This is a genomic window from Pandoraea sp. XJJ-1 (assembly GCF_026802345.1).
GTDB classification, from domain to species: domain Bacteria; phylum Pseudomonadota; class Gammaproteobacteria; order Burkholderiales; family Burkholderiaceae; genus Pandoraea; species Pandoraea cepalis.
The window spans coordinates 2,039,221-2,059,217 of record NZ_CP113827.1 but is presented as its reverse complement, the minus strand read 5'-3'; the positions used below and the strand labels follow the sequence as shown (position 1 = coordinate 2,059,217).

Here is a 19,997-nt window from a genome sequence, read left to right as displayed (position 1 = left end):
ATGCAAGCCGTTATCTCTGCTGCCCTGCCCGTCTTCGGGCTGATCTTCGTGGGCTATCTCTGCGCCCGCCGGGCCTGGCTCGGCGAGGGCGCCCTCGACGCCCTCAACCGTTTCGTCGTCTATCTCGCCCTGCCCGCCGTGCTGTTCCAGTCGATGGCGCAGATTACGTGGGCGGAGCTGGTCAATCCGGGGTTTCTGGGAGCGTTCGGCGGCGGCATGGCGGCGACCTTCGCGCTGTCGTTCCTGCTCGATCGCACGGTACGAGGACGGCTGACCGACGCGAGCATCGAAGGCATGGGCGCGGCCTATCCGAACGCCGGGTTCATGGGACTGCCGCTGTGCCTCGTGGTCTTCGGTCCGGCCAGCGTGCCGGCGGTCGTCGTCGCGATGCTGCTCACCGCCACCGTGCTCTTCGCAATCTCCATCGCGATCATCGAGACGGATTTGCAAGTCACGCCGAACTGGCGTCGCACGGCAGGCTTCGTAGTCCGCGCGCTGGTGCGCAATCCGCTTGTCGTCTCACCGTTCGCCGGCATGGCATTTGCGGGCGCCGGTATCGCGTTGCCCGCCCCCGTGCTGCACCTCACGACATTGCTCGGCGGTGCCGCGAGTCCCTGCGCATTGGTCGCGATCGGCCTGTTTCTCGCGCAGCGATCGGGCGCGGCGCGAGCGCCGCGCATGGCGCGGGCGGTCGGGCGTCTCGTCGGACTCAAGCTGGTGTTTCAACCGGCCATCACGGCGTTCCTGGCGTTCCGCGTCTTCGATCTTCCGGCGATCTGGGCACACAGTGCCCTGCTGCTCTCGGCGCTGCCCATCGGCACCGGCCCGTTCATGCTCGCGCAACTGTACGGACGCGAAGCCACCGTCGCCTCGCGCGCGATTCTGATGTCGACGGTGCTCTCCGTGGTAACGGTGTCGCTGCTGATTGGGTGGTTCAGCGTGCGTTAAGCGCACGCAAAAGCAACGCCCCGAGACGGCAGGCGCGAACGGCGATCCCTTCAGCCCAGGCTCGCCGCAGGTGCCACGACCACGCGGTCGCGTCCCCCGCGCTTGGCCGCGTAGAGCGCCGCATCGGCGGCGCCGAGCAGACGCATCGGCAGCGTGTCCCGGTCGGACACATCGCGCGGATCCACGCTGGCAAGCCCGATGGAAATCGTGAGCGGTACGCGCGCGCCATCGTCGTCGGGCACGTCCAGCCCTGCCACGGCCCGACGCACTCGCTCGGCGACCGTGCCCGCCCAGTTCTGCTCGGTCTGCACGAGCAACGCGGCAAACTCTTCCCCGCCATAACGCGCGAGCGTGTCCGTCACCCGAAGTTGCGCACGCATGCACGCGCTGGCCGCCCGCAAGGCCCGGTCGCCTGTGGCATGACCATGACTGTCGTTGACGCGCTTGAAATGGTCGATGTCGATGAGCAGGCACGCGAGCGGCGCGCCATAACGCGCCCCCCGGATCACTTCTTCCCGCAAGCGCTGATCGAAGTAGCGTCGGTTCGACAAGCCCGTGAGCGGATCGGTCAGGCCGATACGCTTCAAACGCTCGCGATTCCACATGTTCTCGAGACACACCGCGACGACCGCGCCGAAACGTTCGATGAAATCGGTGGCCATCTCCGGCGCGAAGCGGCGCGCGTCGCGGCTACCCAGCGCGATCACGCCGAAATACCGGCCGTTGCGCGCCAGGGGCATCACCACGGCGCTGGCCGGCGGACGTGCCCCGAAGAGCGGCGCGTGGCGCTCGCGCGGCGCACCGATCCAAAGCTGCCCGTCGCCACAGACGGCCGCGAACGTGCCGGCATCCTGCGCAATGCACAGACCGGCGTCGAGTGCGCGAATGCCCTCGGCCGTATCGATGAGATCGCGCAGGGTGTCGTCGACCTCGGCGAGCATCAGCCGTACGCCCGACAGGTCGAAATCGTGACGCAGGCGATTGAGCACCACTTCCAGAAACTCGCCGAAGTCCGGGGCGCCCATGAGCGCCAACTCGATATCCTGGAATCGCTTTAGCGAACGCTCATTGCGCTGGACCGTCGCCAGCAGCGATTGCAAGGAGTCGAGCGTCGGTGCCTGGTTGGTTGCCACGTAAGGTCTCGAAAGACACGCGGCACTTCGCGGCCGCCTAGCGTGATCGCCCGGCATCGTGCCGTAGCGCCCCGGTATCGCGCTCGCACTGCGCGCCGAGAAACAAGTTCCGGGCAGAGACGCACACGTTGAACGCATTCGCCGAACCCGATGGTGAGGCCATGACGACGCCGGTTATCCGACTGTCATTAATTAGCCGTTAACGGCACGCCCCCCACCGGAGTGAAGGGTAGCAGAATCGAATCTTGCCAGACGTGAAATCGAGCCGTCACGCGGCCCTCCCACACCCTAGGGAAAATACTTAGTTCACCCCAACGTCATGCGGCAGCGCATCAAAACACTCGCTGCGGCTCAGGACGTCGTCCGGGCGATCGGCCGGCCATCGCGCCAAGTCGCAGTCGACGGCAACCCATCGCCTTCATGGTGCATCAGCAAAATCGTTGACAGTCGGTGTCGCGAGCCCGCAACGCGCCCGCCACCGCTCGCGTTGCGCCCGCGCCACATGACATTGGCCCGCATTCGGCTTGTGCGCGTGTCTTTGCGTCGTCGACGCGTGGCTGCCGACGGGGCCGATACGCCGGACGCACTGTCCGGATATGAGATTCCGATATTGGGAAACCGGTCGTCCGGAACGCATGCATACCTATCGCAACGCAGCGAAAAATCTTCGAAAACTGGCGTAGATCAACAATCCCAATGTTTCCCTGCTTGACACCTTCCCACCTTTCCCGTAAAAAAACGAATGCATGAACGTTGTATGGCGAGTCTTGTGTTCATCTAATGTCGCCCTAGCGTCGCCTCGGTTGTACCTGATCAGCTTTAATGTCATGCGCTCACTGAGCTTCTGGCTCGCTCATTTGAAAACTTTAAGGATTTAAGAAATGGCAACTGGTACCGTCAAGTGGTTCAACGACGCCAAGGGTTTTGGTTTTATTACGCCGGACGAAGGTGGTGAAGATCTCTTCGCTCACTTCTCGGAAATCCAGTCGAAGGGCTTCAAGTCGTTGCAAGAAAACCAGAAGGTCACCTTCGAAGTGAAGATGGGACCGAAGGGCCGTCAAGCCAGCAACATCCAGCCGGTCTAAGCGACGGATGTTTCGCTGCTGATCGCTTAACGCGATCGACGCGTCTCGGGCAGGGTTAAACTAGCCCGCCCGAACTGAAAACCCCGCTCTCGCGGGGTTTTTTCGTTTCGCTCGACCGGCGCGTCAGCGCCGCGTAATCACGCCGCGCGTGGCTTCACCCGACTCGCGGCTTCGAGCGCGTGACGACGGGCCACCTCCAGATCGTTGTCGTACGCCAGCGCCACCCCCATACGACGCTTCACGAAGCTCTCCGGCTTGCCGAACAGACGAATATCGGTGTGCGGCACCTGGAGCGCCTGATCGACGCCGTCGAACACAATGCCCGCCGCATCCACGCCACCATAGATGACCGCGCTCGCCCCTGGCGTCTTCAGCGTGGTGTCGACCGGCAAGCCGAGAATCGCCCGCGCATGCAGTTCGAACTCGTTCTGCCATTGGGTAATCATTGTGACCATGCCCGTATCGTGCGGACGCGGACTGACTTCGCTGAACCACACCTCATCCCCTTTGACGAACAGTTCGACACCGAAGATGCCCTGCCCCCCAAGGTTGTTCGTCACCTCGCGCGCCACCACGCGCGCACGCTCGAGCGCCACCGACGACATCGGATGCGGCTGCCAGCTCTCGACATAATCGCCGCTCACCTGCTTGTGGCCGATCGGCGCGCAGAAGTGCGTTTCGACCTGGCCGTCGGCGCCACGTGCGCGCACGGTCAACAGCGTTATTTCGTAGTCGAAATCGATGAAGCCTTCAACGATGATGCGGCCGTGACTCACGCGGCCACCGGCCATGGCGTAGTCCCACGCCGCCTTCACGTCGTCGGGGCCGTCGATCTTGCTCTGTCCCTTGCCCGAACTGCTCATCACCGGCTTGACAATGCAGGGGTAGCCGATCCCGCTATCGATGGCCGCTTGCAGTTGTGCCAGCGAATCGCAGAATTGATACGGGCTCGTCGGCAAACCAAGCGTCTCGGCCGCCAGACGGCGAATGCCTTCGCGATCCATCGTCAGACGCGCGGCACGGGCCGTGGGAATGACGCGAACGACACCGTCGGCCTCCAGCGCTTCGAGCATCGGCGTGGCGATGGCTTCGATTTCGGGCACGACGAGATCCGGCTTCTCGGCTTCGATCAGCGCCTTGAGCTGCTCGGGATCGGTCATCGCAATGGTGCGCGCGTGATGCGCCACCTGCTGCCCCGGCGCATTTTCATAACGATCGACGGCAATCGTCTCGACGCCAAGACGCTGCAGTGCGATCAGCACTTCACGGCCGAGTTCGCCGGCGCCCAACAGCATGACCTTCGTCGCGCTCGGCGACAGCGGTGTTCCGATAGTGGTCATGGGTGACCTTTGGAGAGTGAGAAATCTGGCGCGTCGACGCCCTTTGGCGTCATACGCGAAAGTCGTATTGTAGCGAGCATGAACGGCAACGCGGCATCAAACCAGCGCGCCACGCAGCACGCGACGGCAGCTTGCGACCATGCACGCATCGGTCTCCTGGTAGCCCATGAGCACCCAGGCGGTGCCGGCGTGGGTCATGGCGCCCACTAGCGCCAGGCCCACGATTCTCGCTTGAGCTTGCGCGTCCTCACCGAGGGGCGGCGGCGCGTCGGCCATTCCCAGGATCAGCCTCGCGAATTCGAAGATGTAGCGCTGATAGATCTGGTCCGTCTCCGGACTCACGCCCATCACTTCGAGCAGCAAGACGCGCGCCGCTGGCGGATGGCGCAAGAACGCGAAAAAGGTATGCAGACCTGCATCGAGCCGGGCATCGAGGGTCGGTGCGCTCGCGGCAATGGCGGCCTGCAACCGGTCGACCAGCGTTTGCGCGTGATGGGCATACGTCGCGCGCAACAATTGCTCCAGGTTCTCGAACGCCGCGTAAAAGTACCGGTCGTTGAGCTTGGCCAGACGGCAGACCGAGCGCACCGTGGCGCGGCGAAAACCCACCGTGCCGAAGACTTCCGTGGCGGCGTCGAGCAGCGCCGCACGGCGCGCCTGCTCTCGCTGCGCCTGCCCCACGCCACCGTAGCGCCGTCCGGGCGTCGCCCCGGGCGGTGTCGCGTCCGTGCCGACCGGTGCCGATGCCGATGCTGTCGACGCGGTATCCCTCGATTCGAGTCCTTGTTCCATTTCGCTATTTGACATCACTCGGACGCAAAACTAAAGTGGTGACACGTATCACCACATTATAGGCAGCGCGATGCCCGTAGCCAAACGGCCTATCGACGCGGCGCCGATGGGAGACAGCACCATGAAGACATTCACGGACAAGGTGGCGGCCATCACCGGCGCAGGCTCCGGCATGGGCCGTTCGTTGGCGCTTGAGTTGGCGCGGCGAGGGGCGCATCTCGCGTTGTCCGATATCGACGAAGCGGGCGTGACGGACACGGCCATCGCCTGCCGCGCCTTCGGCGTGCGCGTCACATCGCAACGGCTCGATGTGGCCGACCGAGAGGCCGTCTTCGACTGGGCCCGCGAGACCGCCGCCGCGCACGGCAAGGTCAATCTCATCTTCAACAATGCCGGTGTCTCTCTATCGGTGCCGGTCGCGACCGCACGCCACGAAGATTTCACATGGCTGATGGGCATCAACTTCTGGGGCGTCGTGCACGGCACGCAGGCATTCCTGCCCTACCTGAGCGCGTCCGGCGACGGCCACGTCGTCAATACGTCCAGCCTGTTCGGCCTCATTGCGATGCCAACGCAATCCGCCTATAACGCGAGCAAGTTCGCGGTACGCGGGTTCACCGAAGCGCTGCGCATGGAGCTCGATCTGGCGAATGCCCCAGTGTCCTGTACCTGCGTGCATCCGGGCGGCGTGGCGACGAAAATCGTGCAGGCCTCGCGCATCGATGACAGCATTGCCGCGCTCACCGGCGTCGATGCACTCACACACCGGCAACGTGCGAACCAACTCATCGACGTGACGAGTGCCGACGACGCCGCGCGGCAAATGCTCGCAGGCGTCGAGCGCAATGCGCGGCGCGTGCTCGTGGGCCCCGATGCGCGCCGCGTCGACAAGCTGGCCCGCCTGCTGGGTGCGCGCTATCAAGGCATGGTCGTGTGGTTCTACCGGCGCACGGCCATGTCGCGCAAACCTTCGTCGAACAAAGGCCGCGCGACAACGCGCCCCACCACGCCCCAATAACGGACGACGGCCGAAGGACATCGCGATGAACACCCACACCACAGCCACCGATATCGCCAGCGCCGCCACGGATCTCGACGTCATCGTGGTTGGCGCCGGGCTCTCCGGCATTGCCGCCGCTCATTACCTGAGCGAGCGCTGCCCGGGCACGCACTTTGCCATGCTCGAAGCGCGCCAGTCGCTGGGCGGCACATGGGACCTCTTCCGTTACCCTGGCGTACGCTCGGACTCCGACATGTTCACGCTGGGCTTCAGCTTTCGCCCCTGGCCAAGCGACCAGGCGATTGCCGAGGGCGGCAAGATCCTCGACTACCTCAACGACACCGCCCGCGCAGAGGGCCTGGACGCTCGGATCCGCTACGGCCACAAGGTGCTTGAAGCCCGCTGGGATTCGAGCATCGCCCGCTGGACGCTGGACATCGAACGCACGCACGCCGACGGCGCTCAGGATACGCAATCGCTCACGTGTCGCTTTCTCTTCATGTGCAGCGGGTACTACGCCTACGACGCCGGACACACGCCGACGTGGCCGGGCACGGACACCTTCACCGGCACCGTCGTCCATCCGCAGCATTGGCCGGCCGATCTCGACTATCGCGACAAGCGCATCGTCGTCGTCGGCAGCGGCGCCACCGCCGTGACACTGCTGCCGAGCCTGGCGGCAACGGCGGCACACGTCACGATGCTGCAACGCTCGCCAAGCTATATCCTGTCGATGCCGCAGCGCGACGGCGTTGCCGAACGGCTGCGCGCGTGGCTGCCGGCGCGCGTTGCACATCGCATCGTCCGCATGAAGAACGTGCTCATTGCGCTCGGCTTCTATCAGGCGGCGCGACGCTGGCCGCATGCCATCCGCCGCGTGCTGATCCGGCGCGCGGCGCAACAGGTGCAGGGTCATGCCGACGTCGCACGCGATCTCACGCCGCGCTATCAGCCTTGGGATCAACGGCTTTGTCTCGCGCCGGGCGGCGATATCTTCAAAGCACTGCGCGGTGGACGAGCGGCCATCGTGACCGACGAGATCGCGTCGTTCACACCACGCGGGCTGGCACTCAAGAGCGGCAAGACGCTCGACGCCGACATCGTCGTGACGGCCACCGGCCTGCGCGTGCAACTGATGGGGGGCGCGCGCCTGCGGGTCGACGGCAAACCGGTGGATCTCTGCGACGCGGTCGCCTACAAGGGCATGATGTACAGCGACGTGCCCAATCTCGCGTCGATCTTCGGTTACACCAACGCATCGTGGACGCTCAAGGCCGAGCTGATTGCGCAATACGTCTGCCGCCTCATCAATCATATGAACGCACACGATGTCGACACCTGTGTGCCGCGCCTGCGCGAAGGCGAGCATGGCGAGTTGCCGGCCATTGGCCTGACGTCGGGCTATATTCAGCGCGCCGCGGGCGTGCTACCGAAGCAAGGGCGGCGCAAGCCGTGGGTGTTCTATCAGAGCTACCTGCGCGATCTTCGACTGATGCGCTGGGGCAACGTCGACGACGGCGCCATGCGCTTCGAGCGTCGCGCCACGCGCTCGGTCACCCAGGCCACAACGACGCGCGCTTCCGATACGTCGAGTGCAGTGGCCACTGCAGCGCGTTAGTGCGCGTCCTTCGACGACGTCTCGCAAGACATGCGGCGCCCGATAGCCAACCCATGCCGCGCGTTGCTACGATGCGGCCTAACTTAACTTGCCTGCGGATCCACTCGACACCATGCTCATCGTCTACTTGCTGGGTTGCCTGGCCATTGCGATTGCCGCCGCGGTGTTCGTGCTGAGACGCTTCACGCGCCGCGTCGAGCGTCGCGCCGAGGCGGCCGTGCCACCGGACGGCCAATATCTCGACATCGATGGCGACCGCCTGCACTACGTCGACATCGGGCGTGGACCGGCCATCGTGTTCATCCACGGCCTTTGCGGCCAGTTGCGCAACTTTGCCTATCTGCCGCTGGAGACGTTGGCCCGAACCCATCGCATCGTACTGATCGACCGTCCAGGGTCTGGCTACTCGACGCGCAACGCACTGCGCGACGGCGGCCTCACGTCACAGGCGAACGCGGTCGCGCGCTTGATCGACGCGCTCGCGCTCGACCGGCCGCTGGTCGTGGGGCACTCACTGGGCGGCGCAATAGCGCTCACGCTGGCGCTCGACCATCCGCAGCGAGTGGGGGCGCTCGCGTTGATCGCCCCGCTGACGCAACCGGTGTCCGACGTGCCAGCACCGTTTCGGTCGCTTGCGATTCGCAGTGCCGGGTGGCGTCGCTGGATCGCGCGCACGCTCGCCGTGCCTGTCGGCATGATGACGGGCCGCACGACGCTCGCCTATGTCTTCGGCCCGGAAGACGCGCCAAAGGACTTCCTCATTCGCGGTGGTGGCGTGCTCGGCTTTCGTCCCGGCAACTTCGAGGCCGGCTGCGCCGACGTGCTCGCCGCCGAACGCGACATGCCGGGCCTCGCCGCACGTTACGCCGCGTTGACCGTGCCCGTCGACATTCTCTACGGGCGCCGCGACCGCATCCTCGACGTCCGCGTGCATGGCGAAGCGATGCCGCCGCTCAGCGAACGCGTTCGCCTGACGCTCGTCGATGGCGGGCACATGTTGCCCGTGACACAACCGGAAGCGACTCTGCAATGGTTACACGACGTCGTTGCACGAATGCCCGCGCAGCAAGCACCGCAATACGGCGTCGCCCAACCGATGGCACACTAGGGACTTTCCGATTTCGCGCGGCGGGTGCGCGCACGTCTCATGTCCGATCGTCCTGAAGTCCCCCGCGGACCGTCCAGCTTGCGCATGGCCGCCAGTCTCGTCACGCTGCGCGAGCGCGCAAGCGGCATGGAAGTCTTGTTGCTCCGCCGCGCCGTTCGGGCGAACGACCATAGCTCCGATGCGTACGTCTTCCCGGGCGGCGTCGTCGATGCGGCCGATGCGTTCGGCCACGCCGCCTGCGACGGACTCGACGACGCCACTGCCAGCCAACGCCTGTCCCTCACGCACGGCGGCCTCAATTACTACGTGGCCGCCATACGTGAATGCTTCGAGGAAACCGGCGTGTTGTTTGCCGACGATGTCTCGGGCATGCCGGTCGACGCAGCTCGCCTCGTCGCCATGCGCGCGCAACGCGATGCGCTGCATGAGGGGCGGATCGATCTCGTGTCGCTGTGCCGATCGTTCGGCGTCAGGCTCACACCGGAACGTCTGCACTATCTGAGCCACTGGGTCACGCCTTTGGGTCTACCGAAGCGCTTCGATACGCGATTCTTTCTGGCGATGCTGCCCGCGGGTCAGCAGGTGGAAGTCGACCAGGTCGAGACGGCGGCGCACCGCTGGATGCGCCCCCAATATGCGCTCAAGCATGCCGATCAACTTCGGCTGTTGCCTCCCACACGCAAGCTGCTGCAATGGCTGGACGGTCTCGGCACGGCGGATGCTGCCATGGCGGCCGCCGGGGCGCTGGCGGCGGTGCCACGCATTCAACTGCGACTGGCCACCGGCAAGCGCGGCCGCTGGCCGGTCACGCCCGACGAGCCCGCGTGGGCCGAACTGACACTGACCGATCCCCATGAACTTGGCACCGGCAGCTACGACATCGTGCCTGGGCGTAGCGTGACGCTGATGCCGGGCGTGCTGCGTCTCACCGCCCCGAATCCCGGCATGATGACTGGCCCCGGCACGAACACGTACCTCCTGGGCGGTGGGCCCGACAATGCGTGGGCCGTCATCGATCCGGGCCCGGATGATCCGGCGCACGTCGACGCGATTCTGGCCGCGGCGCCCGGCACCATCCGGCAGATCTTCGTGACGCACACCCACCGCGATCATTCGCCGGGGGCGCGCCGACTAAAGGCGACGACGGGCGCAACGACCTACGGCATGCGCGCGCGTCACGACGAGGGGCAGGACGCGGCGTTCATCCCTGACGTGGCGCTCGCCGATGGCGATGGGGTGCCCTTGCCGGATGGCCGAATCTTGCGGGTCATTCATACGCCGGGGCATGCGGCCAATCATCTGTGCTTCGGACTGGACGACGCGTCGCTTGTCTTCACTGGCGATCACGTCATGCAGGGTTCGACGGTCGTCATCAACCCGCCTGACGGGCATATGGCGACCTATCTGGCGTCGCTCGAGAAGCTTGCGGCACTTGCGCCTGCGTGGCTCGCGCCGGGACACGGCTTCGTGATGGATCGGCCGGCGCAGCGGATTGCGCGGCTCATGGCGCATCGACTCGCGCGCGAATCGCGCACGCTCGAGGCGCTTGCGCAAATCGGCCCGGCCACGCTCGACATGCTCATTCCGGTGGTCTACGCCGACGTGCCCCTGGCACGTCACGCAGTGGCGCGACGCTCGCTGCAGGCGCATCTGGAGAAGCTGGCGGAGGATGGCCTCGCGGCGGTGTCGCCAGACGCGCGGTGGCGGCGTGTCGGAACGATGGCGGCAGGGTGACGCCTACTGGCGTGGGTCGACGTCAGTCGTAGGCGTCGCCGATCAACTCGTCTACGATGCGTTCCCCCGCCTTGCGCCCGGCCATTTCGGCGTCGAGGCGATTGTCGCGATGCCCGTCGGGGGATCGCACCTCCGGCCCCTCCGGCTTGCCGTGCCGGATGACCTGGACCAGGGAGTCCCACGGTCCCGCGTACTCATTCTGAAAGGCCCGCACGCGAATCTGATAACCCGCGCGATAGTCGTAGACCTGCTCGTGCGATGCATAGCTCATGACGGACTCCGCTTGTCTTGAAAACGCCCTGCTCTGCTAAAAAGCGTAGCATCTTCACGATTCGTCGGCCACATAGAGGTTTGGCTCCAAACGAGAGAACAATGCCGTGAACCGGCGAAAAAAAACCCACCTGAGCGAGGTGGGTTTCGAAGCCGGGACGCATGGGGCACCATGACACGCCCGGGAAGACAGGGTCATGCGAACATGACGAGCCCATTATGGACGGACGTGCTCCCTCAGAGTGCGTGTGCCGTGAGTGGAATTAGACATAGATCAAATGTTGCGATATTGAGAGCGTCGTGAGGGATGCGTCGGCGGATTGCGCAGGCAAAATGCGGGCTGCGCTGACGGCAGACATCGTCGATCGACCGGCGCCCGCTGTGCGCGACATTCGCCCAGGGGACGCAACTTCCGCCGGGCGGCGCATCGGCCACGGATCAATGAGATCGTGGCGCCTTCATCGAATTCGGCTATGCTGACGACAAAACACGCCGAGACGCTGGCAAAACGACACGACATGGGGATGTCGCCCGAGGGAACGGGGTCGTATTGTCGGGCAACTGCGTCAGTAGGCGAAACATCATAATCAGTCACGCGGCCATGCCCATTTCGGCAGTTTTTATCAGCATTGCGGTTCTGTCTTGCGTCATGAGCGTAGCCGTTCTGGGTTCGTTGTTCGGAACGAAAGTCCCGGGGGTGCGCCTGTGGTGCTTGGCGAGCGCACTTCTGGCGATCGTGGCGGCGCTGCTCCTGACGGGAACCTCGGACATTGTCGTCGCGGTATCGAGCAGCGGGCTGCTCATCGCCTCGCTTATCGGCTTGCACGGCTTCCGGCAATTCCTCAACGCCCGAGCCTCGTACGCCTGGGAGTATGTCGCGCTTGGCGTCATCCTCGTCATGCTGATCTATTGGACCTATATTTCGCCCCACGTCGACGCTCGCAGCACCATGATCTCGGGGTGTATTGCGTACGTCCGCTTCAGTATCGGCGGGGCGGTGCTGAAATACCGACCGCGGGAACGCCCTAAATACGCGTATTACTTTGTGGCCATTGCTGCGATTCTCGGTGCCGTTGTGCATGCCGTTCGTGCCATTGCGTATGGACTGGGTCTGGCGCATGAATCCACGTTCCTTCAACCGACGCCGTTGAACGTCATGTTCCTGGGCATGGCGACGCTGACGCTGCCGTGTCTGTCGGTCGGCATGGTGCTGTTGGCGCACGACCGGCTGGCCGACCGCATGGAACGCCTGGCGACGTTCGACGACCTGACCGGCCTGCTCGCGCGGCGAGCGTTCATCTCGCGTGCGGAGGCCATCGCCAGGGAGTGCGCCCACAAGCAGTCGACCTTTTCGATCGCGATTCTGGACATCGATAACTTCAAGAGCATCAATGACCGTTATGGGCACGCCGCGGGAGACCTTGCGCTTGCGCATGTGGCGTCGTTGATCGCCGGGGCGGTGCGCGCCACCGACATTGTCGGACGCATTGGCGGCGAAGAGTTTGCGTTGTTGCTGCCGGGCGAAACCCGGGAGCACGCGGGACATCTCATCAATCGGTTGCGCGACATCGTGGCCTCCTCGGGCTCCTGTGTCCCCGGCAGGGACGTGATGTCCACGCTTAGCGCGGGCGTCGATGCGTTTCGCGAGGGCGACACGTTGGCCTCCGTGATGGCGAGAGCCGACGCGGCGCTTTATGCCGCAAAGGCCAAGGGCAGGAATTGTGTCGTGGTCGCGCCCGCGATGGAGCCGCTGCCTATCGTTGTCGAGCACGGGAATGGCGCCGGCTTCGGCGGCAAGACCGCGAATGGCTGATGCTGGAGTAAAACTTTTGGAGAATTCCCGAATCGGGAGAGAAATGACGCGCGAAACGCTTTGAACTACAAGGGAATTTTGGGGTGACCGATGGGACTCGAACCCACGACGACTGGAATCACAATCCAGGACTCTACCAACTGAGCTACGGCCACCGCCGTGATCAGCAACATCACTTGCTTGCTGAACAGAAGCAAGATTATAGCGACGTTTTTATCGCGCTGCCAAGCACTATTTTCACTCAATCGAAATATTACTTCGCTGGCATGCACGATCGATGCGCGAGATCGTCATCTCACGCGGCGAGCGCTCTCAACGCAACGCCGCGATTCGATGCCGGACGTCACGCCGTCGCGAGAGCCGCTACGCCATCGCGCTCCGAAAACGCCCCCGCACGCAACTGAGCACGCGCCTCTTCGAACGCGCCAATCCCCGCTTTGAGACGCTTCGGATCCGACAACACCCGGCGCCATCCCCGCGCGCCCGGTACACCGCGATACAGACCCAGCGCATGACGCGTGATCGCGCCGAGGTATTGGCCCTTCTCCACCTGCGCCGCCGCGTATTCGATCAATGCGTCTTCCACCGCCTCGCGCGATTTCACCGCAGACGTATCGCCGTAGAACCGCGCATCCACTTCCGCAAGCACGTAAGGATTGTGATACGCCTCGCGACCCAGCATCACGCCATCGACGTGCCGCAAATGCAGCTCGACTTCATCGAGCGTCTTCACGCCGCCGTTAATCAGAATCTCGAGTTGCGGGAAGCTTTGCTTCAGACGATACGCATAGTCGTACTTGAGCGGCGGAATCTCGCGATTCTCTTTCGGGCTCAGCCCCTTGAGGATGGCATTACGCGCATGCACGATGAAGGTCGAGCAACCGGCTTGCGCAATGCTGCCAACGAAGTCCTCGACGAAGGAGAACGATTCGACGTCGTCGATCCCAATGCGATGCTTGACCGTCACCGGCACCTGCACCACATCGCGCATCGCCTTGACGCAATCGGCCACCAGCGCCGGCTCCGCCATCAGACATGCACCGAACGCGCCACGCTGTACACGCTCCGACGGGCAACCGCAGTTCAGGTTGATCTCGTCATACCCCCATTGCTCGCCGAGCTTCGCGGCCCGCGCAAGGTCCTGCGGCTCGCTTCCGCCCAATTGCAGCGCGACGGGATGCTCGACGGCATCGAAATCGAGATGGCGCGCAACGTCGCCATGCAACAGCGCACCGGTCGTGACCATCTCGGTATAGAGCCACGTGTGACGCGACAACTGACGATGAAAAACCCGGCAGTTCGAATCCGTCCAATCCATCATCGGCGCGACGCTGACGCGGCGGGGTGTTGAATTCATTAAAAATCTCTTACAAAACAGGCGATTGCAGCAAAAAGCGCAGCGCTAGATTTCCCAATGTTAACCCCGATTTTGGCTCGTTTTAGCACCCAAGTGCTACGGTGTAGTACCGAAAAAAGCCGTGTAGCACCGACGAAACCTATGGGAACAATCTCAGTACGGGAACGAAAGGACAAAAGTATAGGGTATACCGCACAGATCCGCCTGAAGCGAGGCGGCCGGGTGGCCTATTCCGAGGCGCGGACGTTTGACCGCAGGCAAGCTGCCGCCGCGTGGATCATCAAGAGGGAGAAGGAACTGGCGCGTCCGGGGGCAATGGAAGCCGCCGCTCAAGCCGACCCGCTTTTCAGCGAAGTGATTGAAAAGTATGTTCGCGAATCGATTAAGGAAATCGGGCGGACGAAGGCTCAAGTCTTGAATGCCGTCGCGCGAGCGCCCATCGGCGAAAAGCGTTGCAGCGAGCTGGGAAGCACCGACTACGTTGAGTTTGCCAAAAGCCTCGACGTCCTCCCACAAACCGCGAGCAACTATATGTCCCACATCGGGGCAGTCGTGAACGTCGCGCGCCCAGCGTGGGGTTATCCATTGTCTGAGCAAGCTTTGAAGGATGCGCGACGAGTCCTATCCCATCTCGGTCATACGGCCAAGTCGGCCAAAAGGGAAAGGCGCGCAAGTTTTGCTGAACTGGATCTGCTGCTTGAGCATTTAGTTGGAATCCGCAAACGGCACCCGAATAGCGTACCGATGCAGCACATAGTGCCGTTCGCAATCTTCTCGACTCGACGCCAAGAGGAGATCGTTACGATCAAGTGGTCGAACTTTGACAAGGAGGGATCACGGATACTGGTTCGCGATATGAAGCACCCAGGACAAAAAATCGGCAACGACGTTTGGTGCGACCTTCCCCCGGAAGCAATGCGCATTCTGTCCGCGATACCGCAGCGCGAAGGAGAAGACCGAATCTTCCCCCACACCACCGATGCAGTCGGTGCGGCATTTACACGCGCATGCCGGTTTCTACAAATTGAGGATTTTAGATTTCACGACCTGCGCCATGAAGGCACCAGTTGGCTTTTCGAGCAAGGTCTGTCGATACCTCGTGTGGCAGCCGTAACCGGCCACCGAAGCTGGACAAGCCTAAAGAGGTACACGCATATCCGCCAAACGGGCAATCGTTTCGCTGACTGGCCTTGGCTTGAGAGACTGGCCCCGGCATCGGATACGTGACCCAGTAAGCGCTGGAGGAGGTCACGGCAGAGGCCAGGGTCGAAAAAACGACTCTGAAACGGCAGTTTCCGACCCACTTCTGTTGTTCGGCTCGGCGCAGCGTCAAGGGCGGCTTACAAAGTGCAACAGTCATTCGTGCGGTAGTACCGGCCGGAGATGATCGGCCTTTGGGGTGCCTATGGCTTTTTCAGGTTTGCCAGCGTCACGAGTTCCTGGATGACCACCCGTAGATCATCAATCAACTTGTCAATATCTTGCCGGTGCGCGACAAAATAGCGGCTATGGGCAGATTGGTCGCCTACATCCTTCAACCGAGGAAGCGCCGCCTTGCTGTTGCGCGAAAGATGCCAGCTTGTCTCGGCGATCAGCGTGGTGATCAGGGCGCGCAGATAAAAAAAGTCGCCTTTTGGGTTCTTGATTTTGTCGGCAATCCCGCGCGCTTCAAATAGCTCGATGATCAGCGTTTCGACGAGGCGACGGGTCATGACTGCCGACGCGTCATACCAGCCGCCCTCATAGGAGCCATTTATCTGATGCACTATCTTTTCGAGGTAGGGCCGTGTCCCCCTGACCAGCGAAAAATAGACCACGGGTTCAGCTGAACTGGGGGCTCCCTCTTCAGGCGGCGGGGTTTTTTCACGCACCGCGTCACGCAGTTGCTTCGCAACTTCCAGCGTCTTGGCAATATCCATGTTCTTGCTCAGGAGCGGAAGTCCTTGAGGTGCTTCGCCATGCTTTCAAAAATCTTGTCGATTTGCTCAGGGCTGCTTTCAGGCGAAATATGGATCTGAACATCGATGTGCAGCTTGGGCGAGAACGTATGCCCTTTTTCGCCTTCTGGCGGTTGTTGTGGCCGGAGCGCAGCGCCCGCAGAGCCGTTAGCCGCCGCCGTGGGTGATTTGCCGGGTTTCGCCGCTGCGGCCCTGGAAGGTGCGGGTGACGACTTTGATACGGGCTTCGCTTTGGGAGCTGCGCCTTCCTTTGACTTTTCCAGGTCCGCCTCAAGCAACATCAAATACGTCGTTGCATACATTTTTGCGGCACCCTCGCCGACCTTCCCATCGCGCGCAAACCATGAGGTGACACTTTTGTACGCGGCGTCCGGTGTGTGGAATAAGTCGCGAAGCTCTTGAGGGTAAATGCTTTGCAGAATGGTTGCGCAGACTTCGGGGTATTTCCCGTCGTCTCGCCATTCGAATGCCAAGTCAGTGGGCTTGCCACCGTCATCGATGAGCCCAAACGTCTTCAACGGTGCGATAACGTTCGAACTCGCTGAAGCGGGGCTCATATCCATCGCCGATGCTAGGTAGCTTGGCGACACCTCCGCTGGCACCTTCTGCTTAAACTTCGCGCGAAGCCCGAACCAATTGCCTTTTGCGATTTTCGGATAGCTGCGCTTTTTATTGTCTTCTGCCACGTTACACCCCGTTTGGTGGACGCCTATTTACCTACCCAGCCGTGTTTTTATCAAGCCACTGCGACCGGGCGCTCTCAATAGCGCTAAATAGTGACACAAATCAACACTTGACGGGGGGCGAAAACTTGGACGCAAGTGCTGCGGTTTTTGTGTGGGTCGGAAGGGTGGGTTCGCGGCCGGGCACCCGTGCCCGGAGCCGGTAACGCGGCGCTAAGCCCGTACCGTCGATGTAGATGAACGGCTAGTCCAAAGACATGAACAGGCATATCCACGTCGATTGACAAACGCCGGCTTTGGCACCGACGACCCGCCGGATGGCATCGTATAGCAAAGGATTGCAATCAACGGTGAAGCCGACGTTCAAATGTCCGAGTAACCGTGTGCGTGAACGGCAGCATATGGCCGATTGCGGACGGCCAAGGGCGCCCACTCCCTGCCAGGAACGGCCGTTCGACCGTTCACAGGATTGGATCGAACGGCGGCTGAAATTCCGTTAAAAGACCTTCCGACTGCGACACGCCTGCCACATCTCTTCGCCAAAGCAAACTCGCAAACCGGCATTCCGAGCATCGCACAATCGACAGAAAATGCAATAAGCAGATTTTCCTTCCCTTATCGTTTTTTCTTTTTTATCGATGGCGAAAAAATTTCTCGAAGCGCCATAACCCACTCTGGCGGAGATGTAACGCTTCCGCTTGTTTTGATGTAAGCCTGCGCAAACTTTACCTTGTTGTCTCCTACGTCGAAGTATTCAGCCATCATTTTTTTGTTGGCTGAGGGAGTAAGGTCTAAATACGCGTAGGAGCACCTTGCGTCATCAACGAGCGCCGAACTTGTGACAATCTCTTTCAGTGCCTTGCCGCCAAATTCATCATCCATTTCCGACGCCGCCTTCACGAAACGGTCTCCCTCCAAGGCGTGTTCCATTTCAGTCGACGGTGAAACCAGTTGATCATCAATTTTAACTAGCCGGACATCATTCTTTTCCGCATCGTAAATCAATCGGAGAAAATCGATTGACCTGCTCTCAGGCTTGGACGATACATGTTCGAGCTGAGCGTCCGTATCAACCAAACAAATTACTTTTCCCTTAACTTTGTATTCTGGATCATCGAGCGGAGTTTTAAGGTAAATGAAGCCCCTCCTTACTTCCTTAAAACCACCAAGCGGAATGATTCTAAGATTATGGCTTTCGATGAGATCCTTGAGGTAAAAATCCAGATAGATCTTATCGGAAAGTCCCTCGCAGAGAATCCAGTTGTACGGTTGCGGGCGAACAGTCGAGGAAACGATCGCCTGAAGCATATCATTGTAACTTTTTAATTCGATATCCCGCGGCAATTCTCCATTAGAGCTCTTCACGGCCTGCTTTATCTGCTCTCGAAAGTTGTATAAATCAAAGGTAAAAAAATCAATTCTCTCGGCACCCTCAGTGATGGAGTGAGCCACTCCATTCTGCACGACCGGGAGAAAACCGTACCAATGCGTTGTTATCAGCACTTGACTGTTTGGGCTCGTTAGGCACGGGATTTCAGAAAGCTTTGAAAATAGCTCATGACAGGCAGAGTTGTGCAGCGAGGCATCAGGCTCGTCAATTGCCAATATAATATTATGTTTTCTTTCCGCATTTCTGCGAAGAAGCGAATATGAAAGGTCGATAAGTGCCCGCCTTTTCTCTCCTGCACTCATCTCTCGGATTGGAATTGACGATGAATTCGAGACTTTGTGGAGCACCTTGATTGAGAAGTACGCTTCGAACACCTTCTCCACAAGGTCGTTCATTGTGAGCCGATCTTTGAATGTACCTTTGTAACGGTAGTCGGCCAAGCTGTTGCTAATTTGATTGATGAAATCCTGAAGGCGCGCATTGATTGTGTTGATAGTTCCCGAGCCAATAGCATCCCGAATTGCGCCTTGAATATCCTCATCAAGTAGCTTTTGAACGTGGGTCGACTCCAGTTTTGAGAATATCGTTGGGTCAGCCTCTACAGGTATATAAAAATAGGAATATCTTTCGCTTATTTTTTCAAGTAGATTGTTAAGATCGGATTGCGTCTGATCGCTTGCCTTCAGGGACTTATTGAGTTCACTGTCAGTGTGAAATGAGCCAAGATATGCCACCGAACGATTGTGCTGCCTCCCTATAGCAACGAGCAGATGCGTTTCAGAACTTAATCCCTTTTCAAGGAGGCTGGTCCGCAATGCATAAAAACCTGATAACGCATCAGTTGTCTTCAGCGTGGTGGTCCAAAGATGATCGCTTATCACTGTCGCCGTCACCTCCTCAGGATGACTAAGCATACCTTTTTTAATTAAGAAAACCGGAACAATGTATGGTAGCTTGTCTTCGGTGGAAATTCCGCCTTCGCTTTTCGCCTGTACGTTGATGCTCCAATCGCCGCCATTGAAAAACTTGTCTAGTGCATCAAGAATGGAACTCTTTCCGACGCCGTTTTGACCGAGAAATGCAGCAAGCCCGGCCCCCGTAGTGATCGGGATGAAGTTAATGTTTTTATAGACTTTGTAGTGACGCAAAAAAAGACCAACGAGCATCGCTTATTCCCCGTTCTATTTTGTTAGCATTTTGAAGTATGCCACGTGCACCCCGATGATTTTGATCTCACCCGCTTTAAGAGCATCGTGCCTTTCCTGACCCCGGATTCTCTCACGTTAATCAAATCGGGGGGCGGACGCGGTGACCGGCCATAGTCGGCCAACTCGGCCGTTAGCAAGCGCCGGTTCTCGAACCGTCGCTGATGATAGATACACGCGAGATCAACGGCAACTTTCCGAGCTAACGGACAGCCGCACTCCTCAATTGAGGTATTGCCCGTCCAGGTTCACCGCTTTCCAAAGCGGTGCTACGAGGAACCGAAAACCGATTTCGTTCCCGCTCGTATACGAAACTCCCAAACTTCCTCGGCTTGCAGGCTTTCGTTCCCGAGCGGGAACGAAAGCGTATCGCGGTACCGTCTGTTTGGGCGGACTCTTATATCTGCCCTCGCCAATACCCTCCGAGCCTCTCGGCAACCGCAAGCGGGATGGACAAAGAAGCGATTGTCCACGTTGGATACGCCCTTCAGCTGTCGACTCAACGCTAGATTGCTGACGTACAATCCGCGCCCATATCAACCGGGAGATACCGGCAAGTCCGC

16 protein-coding genes and 1 tRNA gene are annotated in these 19,997 nt (G+C 60.8%); 8 read left to right on the top strand and 9 right to left on the bottom strand.

Annotation, left to right across the window (positions count from 1 at the left end; all coding sequences use genetic code 11):
• A complete protein-coding gene (locus tag OYT13_RS09390) occupies window positions 1-948 on the top strand; it encodes an AEC family transporter (RefSeq protein ID WP_017232342.1) in 948 nt (315 codons plus the stop codon).
• A 50-nt stretch (window positions 949-998) separates the two neighbouring features.
• Here OYT13_RS09390 and OYT13_RS09385 read toward each other — a convergent pair whose 3' ends face one another.
• Window positions 999-2,081, bottom strand: coding sequence for a sensor domain-containing diguanylate cyclase (locus tag OYT13_RS09385; protein ID WP_261938730.1), 1,083 nt, complete (start codon window positions 2,079-2,081; stop codon window positions 999-1,001).
• Window positions 2,082-2,962: 881 nt separating this feature from the next.
• Here OYT13_RS09385 and OYT13_RS09380 point away from each other — a divergent pair.
• The gene (locus OYT13_RS09380; RefSeq protein WP_017232339.1) at window positions 2,963-3,166 is read left to right on the top strand and encodes a cold-shock protein; all 204 of its coding nucleotides are present in this window, start codon (window positions 2,963-2,965) and stop codon (window positions 3,164-3,166) included.
• Between the two features lie 137 nt (window positions 3,167-3,303).
• Here the strand turns inward: OYT13_RS09380 and purT are convergent, their stop codons facing one another.
• A complete protein-coding gene (purT, locus tag OYT13_RS09375) occupies window positions 3,304-4,506 on the bottom strand; it encodes a formate-dependent phosphoribosylglycinamide formyltransferase (RefSeq protein WP_017232338.1) in 1,203 nt (400 codons plus the stop codon).
• A gap of 96 nt (window positions 4,507-4,602) precedes the next feature.
• On the bottom strand, window positions 4,603-5,313 hold the full coding sequence (locus tag OYT13_RS09370) for a TetR/AcrR family transcriptional regulator (RefSeq protein WP_083902198.1): 711 nt from the start codon (window positions 5,311-5,313) through the stop codon (window positions 4,603-4,605).
• A 106-nt stretch (window positions 5,314-5,419) separates the two neighbouring features.
• Between OYT13_RS09370 and OYT13_RS09365 the strand changes: the two genes are divergently transcribed.
• From OYT13_RS09365 to OYT13_RS09350, 4 genes are all read left to right on the top strand, one after another.
• Window positions 5,420-6,316, top strand: coding sequence for an SDR family NAD(P)-dependent oxidoreductase (locus OYT13_RS09365; protein ID WP_268567626.1), 897 nt, complete (start codon window positions 5,420-5,422; stop codon window positions 6,314-6,316).
• Between the two features lie 25 nt (window positions 6,317-6,341).
• Window positions 6,342-7,916, top strand: a complete 1,575-nt coding sequence (locus tag OYT13_RS09360) for a flavin-containing monooxygenase (RefSeq protein ID WP_268567625.1) — start codon at window positions 6,342-6,344, stop codon at window positions 7,914-7,916.
• 112 nt (window positions 7,917-8,028) lie between these two features.
• On the top strand, window positions 8,029-9,024 hold the full coding sequence (locus OYT13_RS09355) for an alpha/beta fold hydrolase (RefSeq protein ID WP_268567624.1): 996 nt from the start codon (window positions 8,029-8,031) through the stop codon (window positions 9,022-9,024).
• 39 nt (window positions 9,025-9,063) lie between these two features.
• Window positions 9,064-10,758, top strand: coding sequence for an MBL fold metallo-hydrolase (locus OYT13_RS09350; RefSeq protein WP_026131671.1), 1,695 nt, complete (start codon window positions 9,064-9,066; stop codon window positions 10,756-10,758).
• 22 nt (window positions 10,759-10,780) lie between these two features.
• On the opposite strand, the gene OYT13_RS09345 is transcribed toward OYT13_RS09350, so the two are convergent.
• Window positions 10,781-11,029 (bottom strand): hypothetical protein, encoded by a 249-nt coding sequence (locus OYT13_RS09345; RefSeq protein ID WP_261938732.1) that lies wholly within the window; start codon window positions 11,027-11,029, stop codon window positions 10,781-10,783.
• 648 nt (window positions 11,030-11,677) lie between these two features.
• Here OYT13_RS09345 and OYT13_RS09340 point away from each other — a divergent pair.
• Entirely contained in the window at window positions 11,678-12,841 is a 1,164-nt protein-coding gene (locus OYT13_RS09340; protein WP_232424524.1) for a GGDEF domain-containing protein, read from the top strand.
• Between the two features lie 79 nt (window positions 12,842-12,920).
• Here OYT13_RS09340 and OYT13_RS09335 read toward each other — a convergent pair.
• Together OYT13_RS09335 and dusA are read right to left on the bottom strand one after the other, a co-directional pair.
• Window positions 12,921-12,996: transfer RNA gene (locus OYT13_RS09335), tRNA-His, on the bottom strand.
• A gap of 188 nt (window positions 12,997-13,184) precedes the next feature.
• A complete protein-coding gene (gene dusA, locus OYT13_RS09330; RefSeq protein ID WP_268567623.1) occupies window positions 13,185-14,198 on the bottom strand; it encodes a tRNA dihydrouridine(20/20a) synthase DusA in 1,014 nt (337 codons plus the stop codon).
• 141 nt (window positions 14,199-14,339) lie between these two features.
• Here dusA and OYT13_RS09325 point away from each other — a divergent pair, with 141 nt between their 5' ends.
• A complete protein-coding gene (locus OYT13_RS09325) occupies window positions 14,340-15,425 on the top strand; it encodes a site-specific integrase (protein ID WP_268567622.1) in 1,086 nt (361 codons plus the stop codon).
• Between the two features lie 176 nt (window positions 15,426-15,601).
• On the opposite strand, the gene OYT13_RS09320 is transcribed toward OYT13_RS09325, so the two are convergent.
• The 3 genes from OYT13_RS09320 to OYT13_RS09310 form a co-directional block, all read right to left on the bottom strand.
• Window positions 15,602-16,117 (bottom strand): hypothetical protein, encoded by a 516-nt coding sequence (locus tag OYT13_RS09320; protein WP_268567621.1) that lies wholly within the window; start codon window positions 16,115-16,117, stop codon window positions 15,602-15,604.
• Between the two features lie 8 nt (window positions 16,118-16,125).
• Complete coding sequence (locus OYT13_RS09315) at window positions 16,126-16,842, bottom strand: DUF5343 domain-containing protein (protein ID WP_268567620.1); 717 nt, start codon at window positions 16,840-16,842, stop codon at window positions 16,126-16,128.
• Window positions 16,843-17,454: 612 nt separating this feature from the next.
• Complete coding sequence (locus OYT13_RS09310) at window positions 17,455-19,395, bottom strand: AAA family ATPase (RefSeq protein WP_268567619.1); 1,941 nt, start codon at window positions 19,393-19,395, stop codon at window positions 17,455-17,457.
• Window positions 19,396-19,997: the final 602 nt, after the last annotated feature.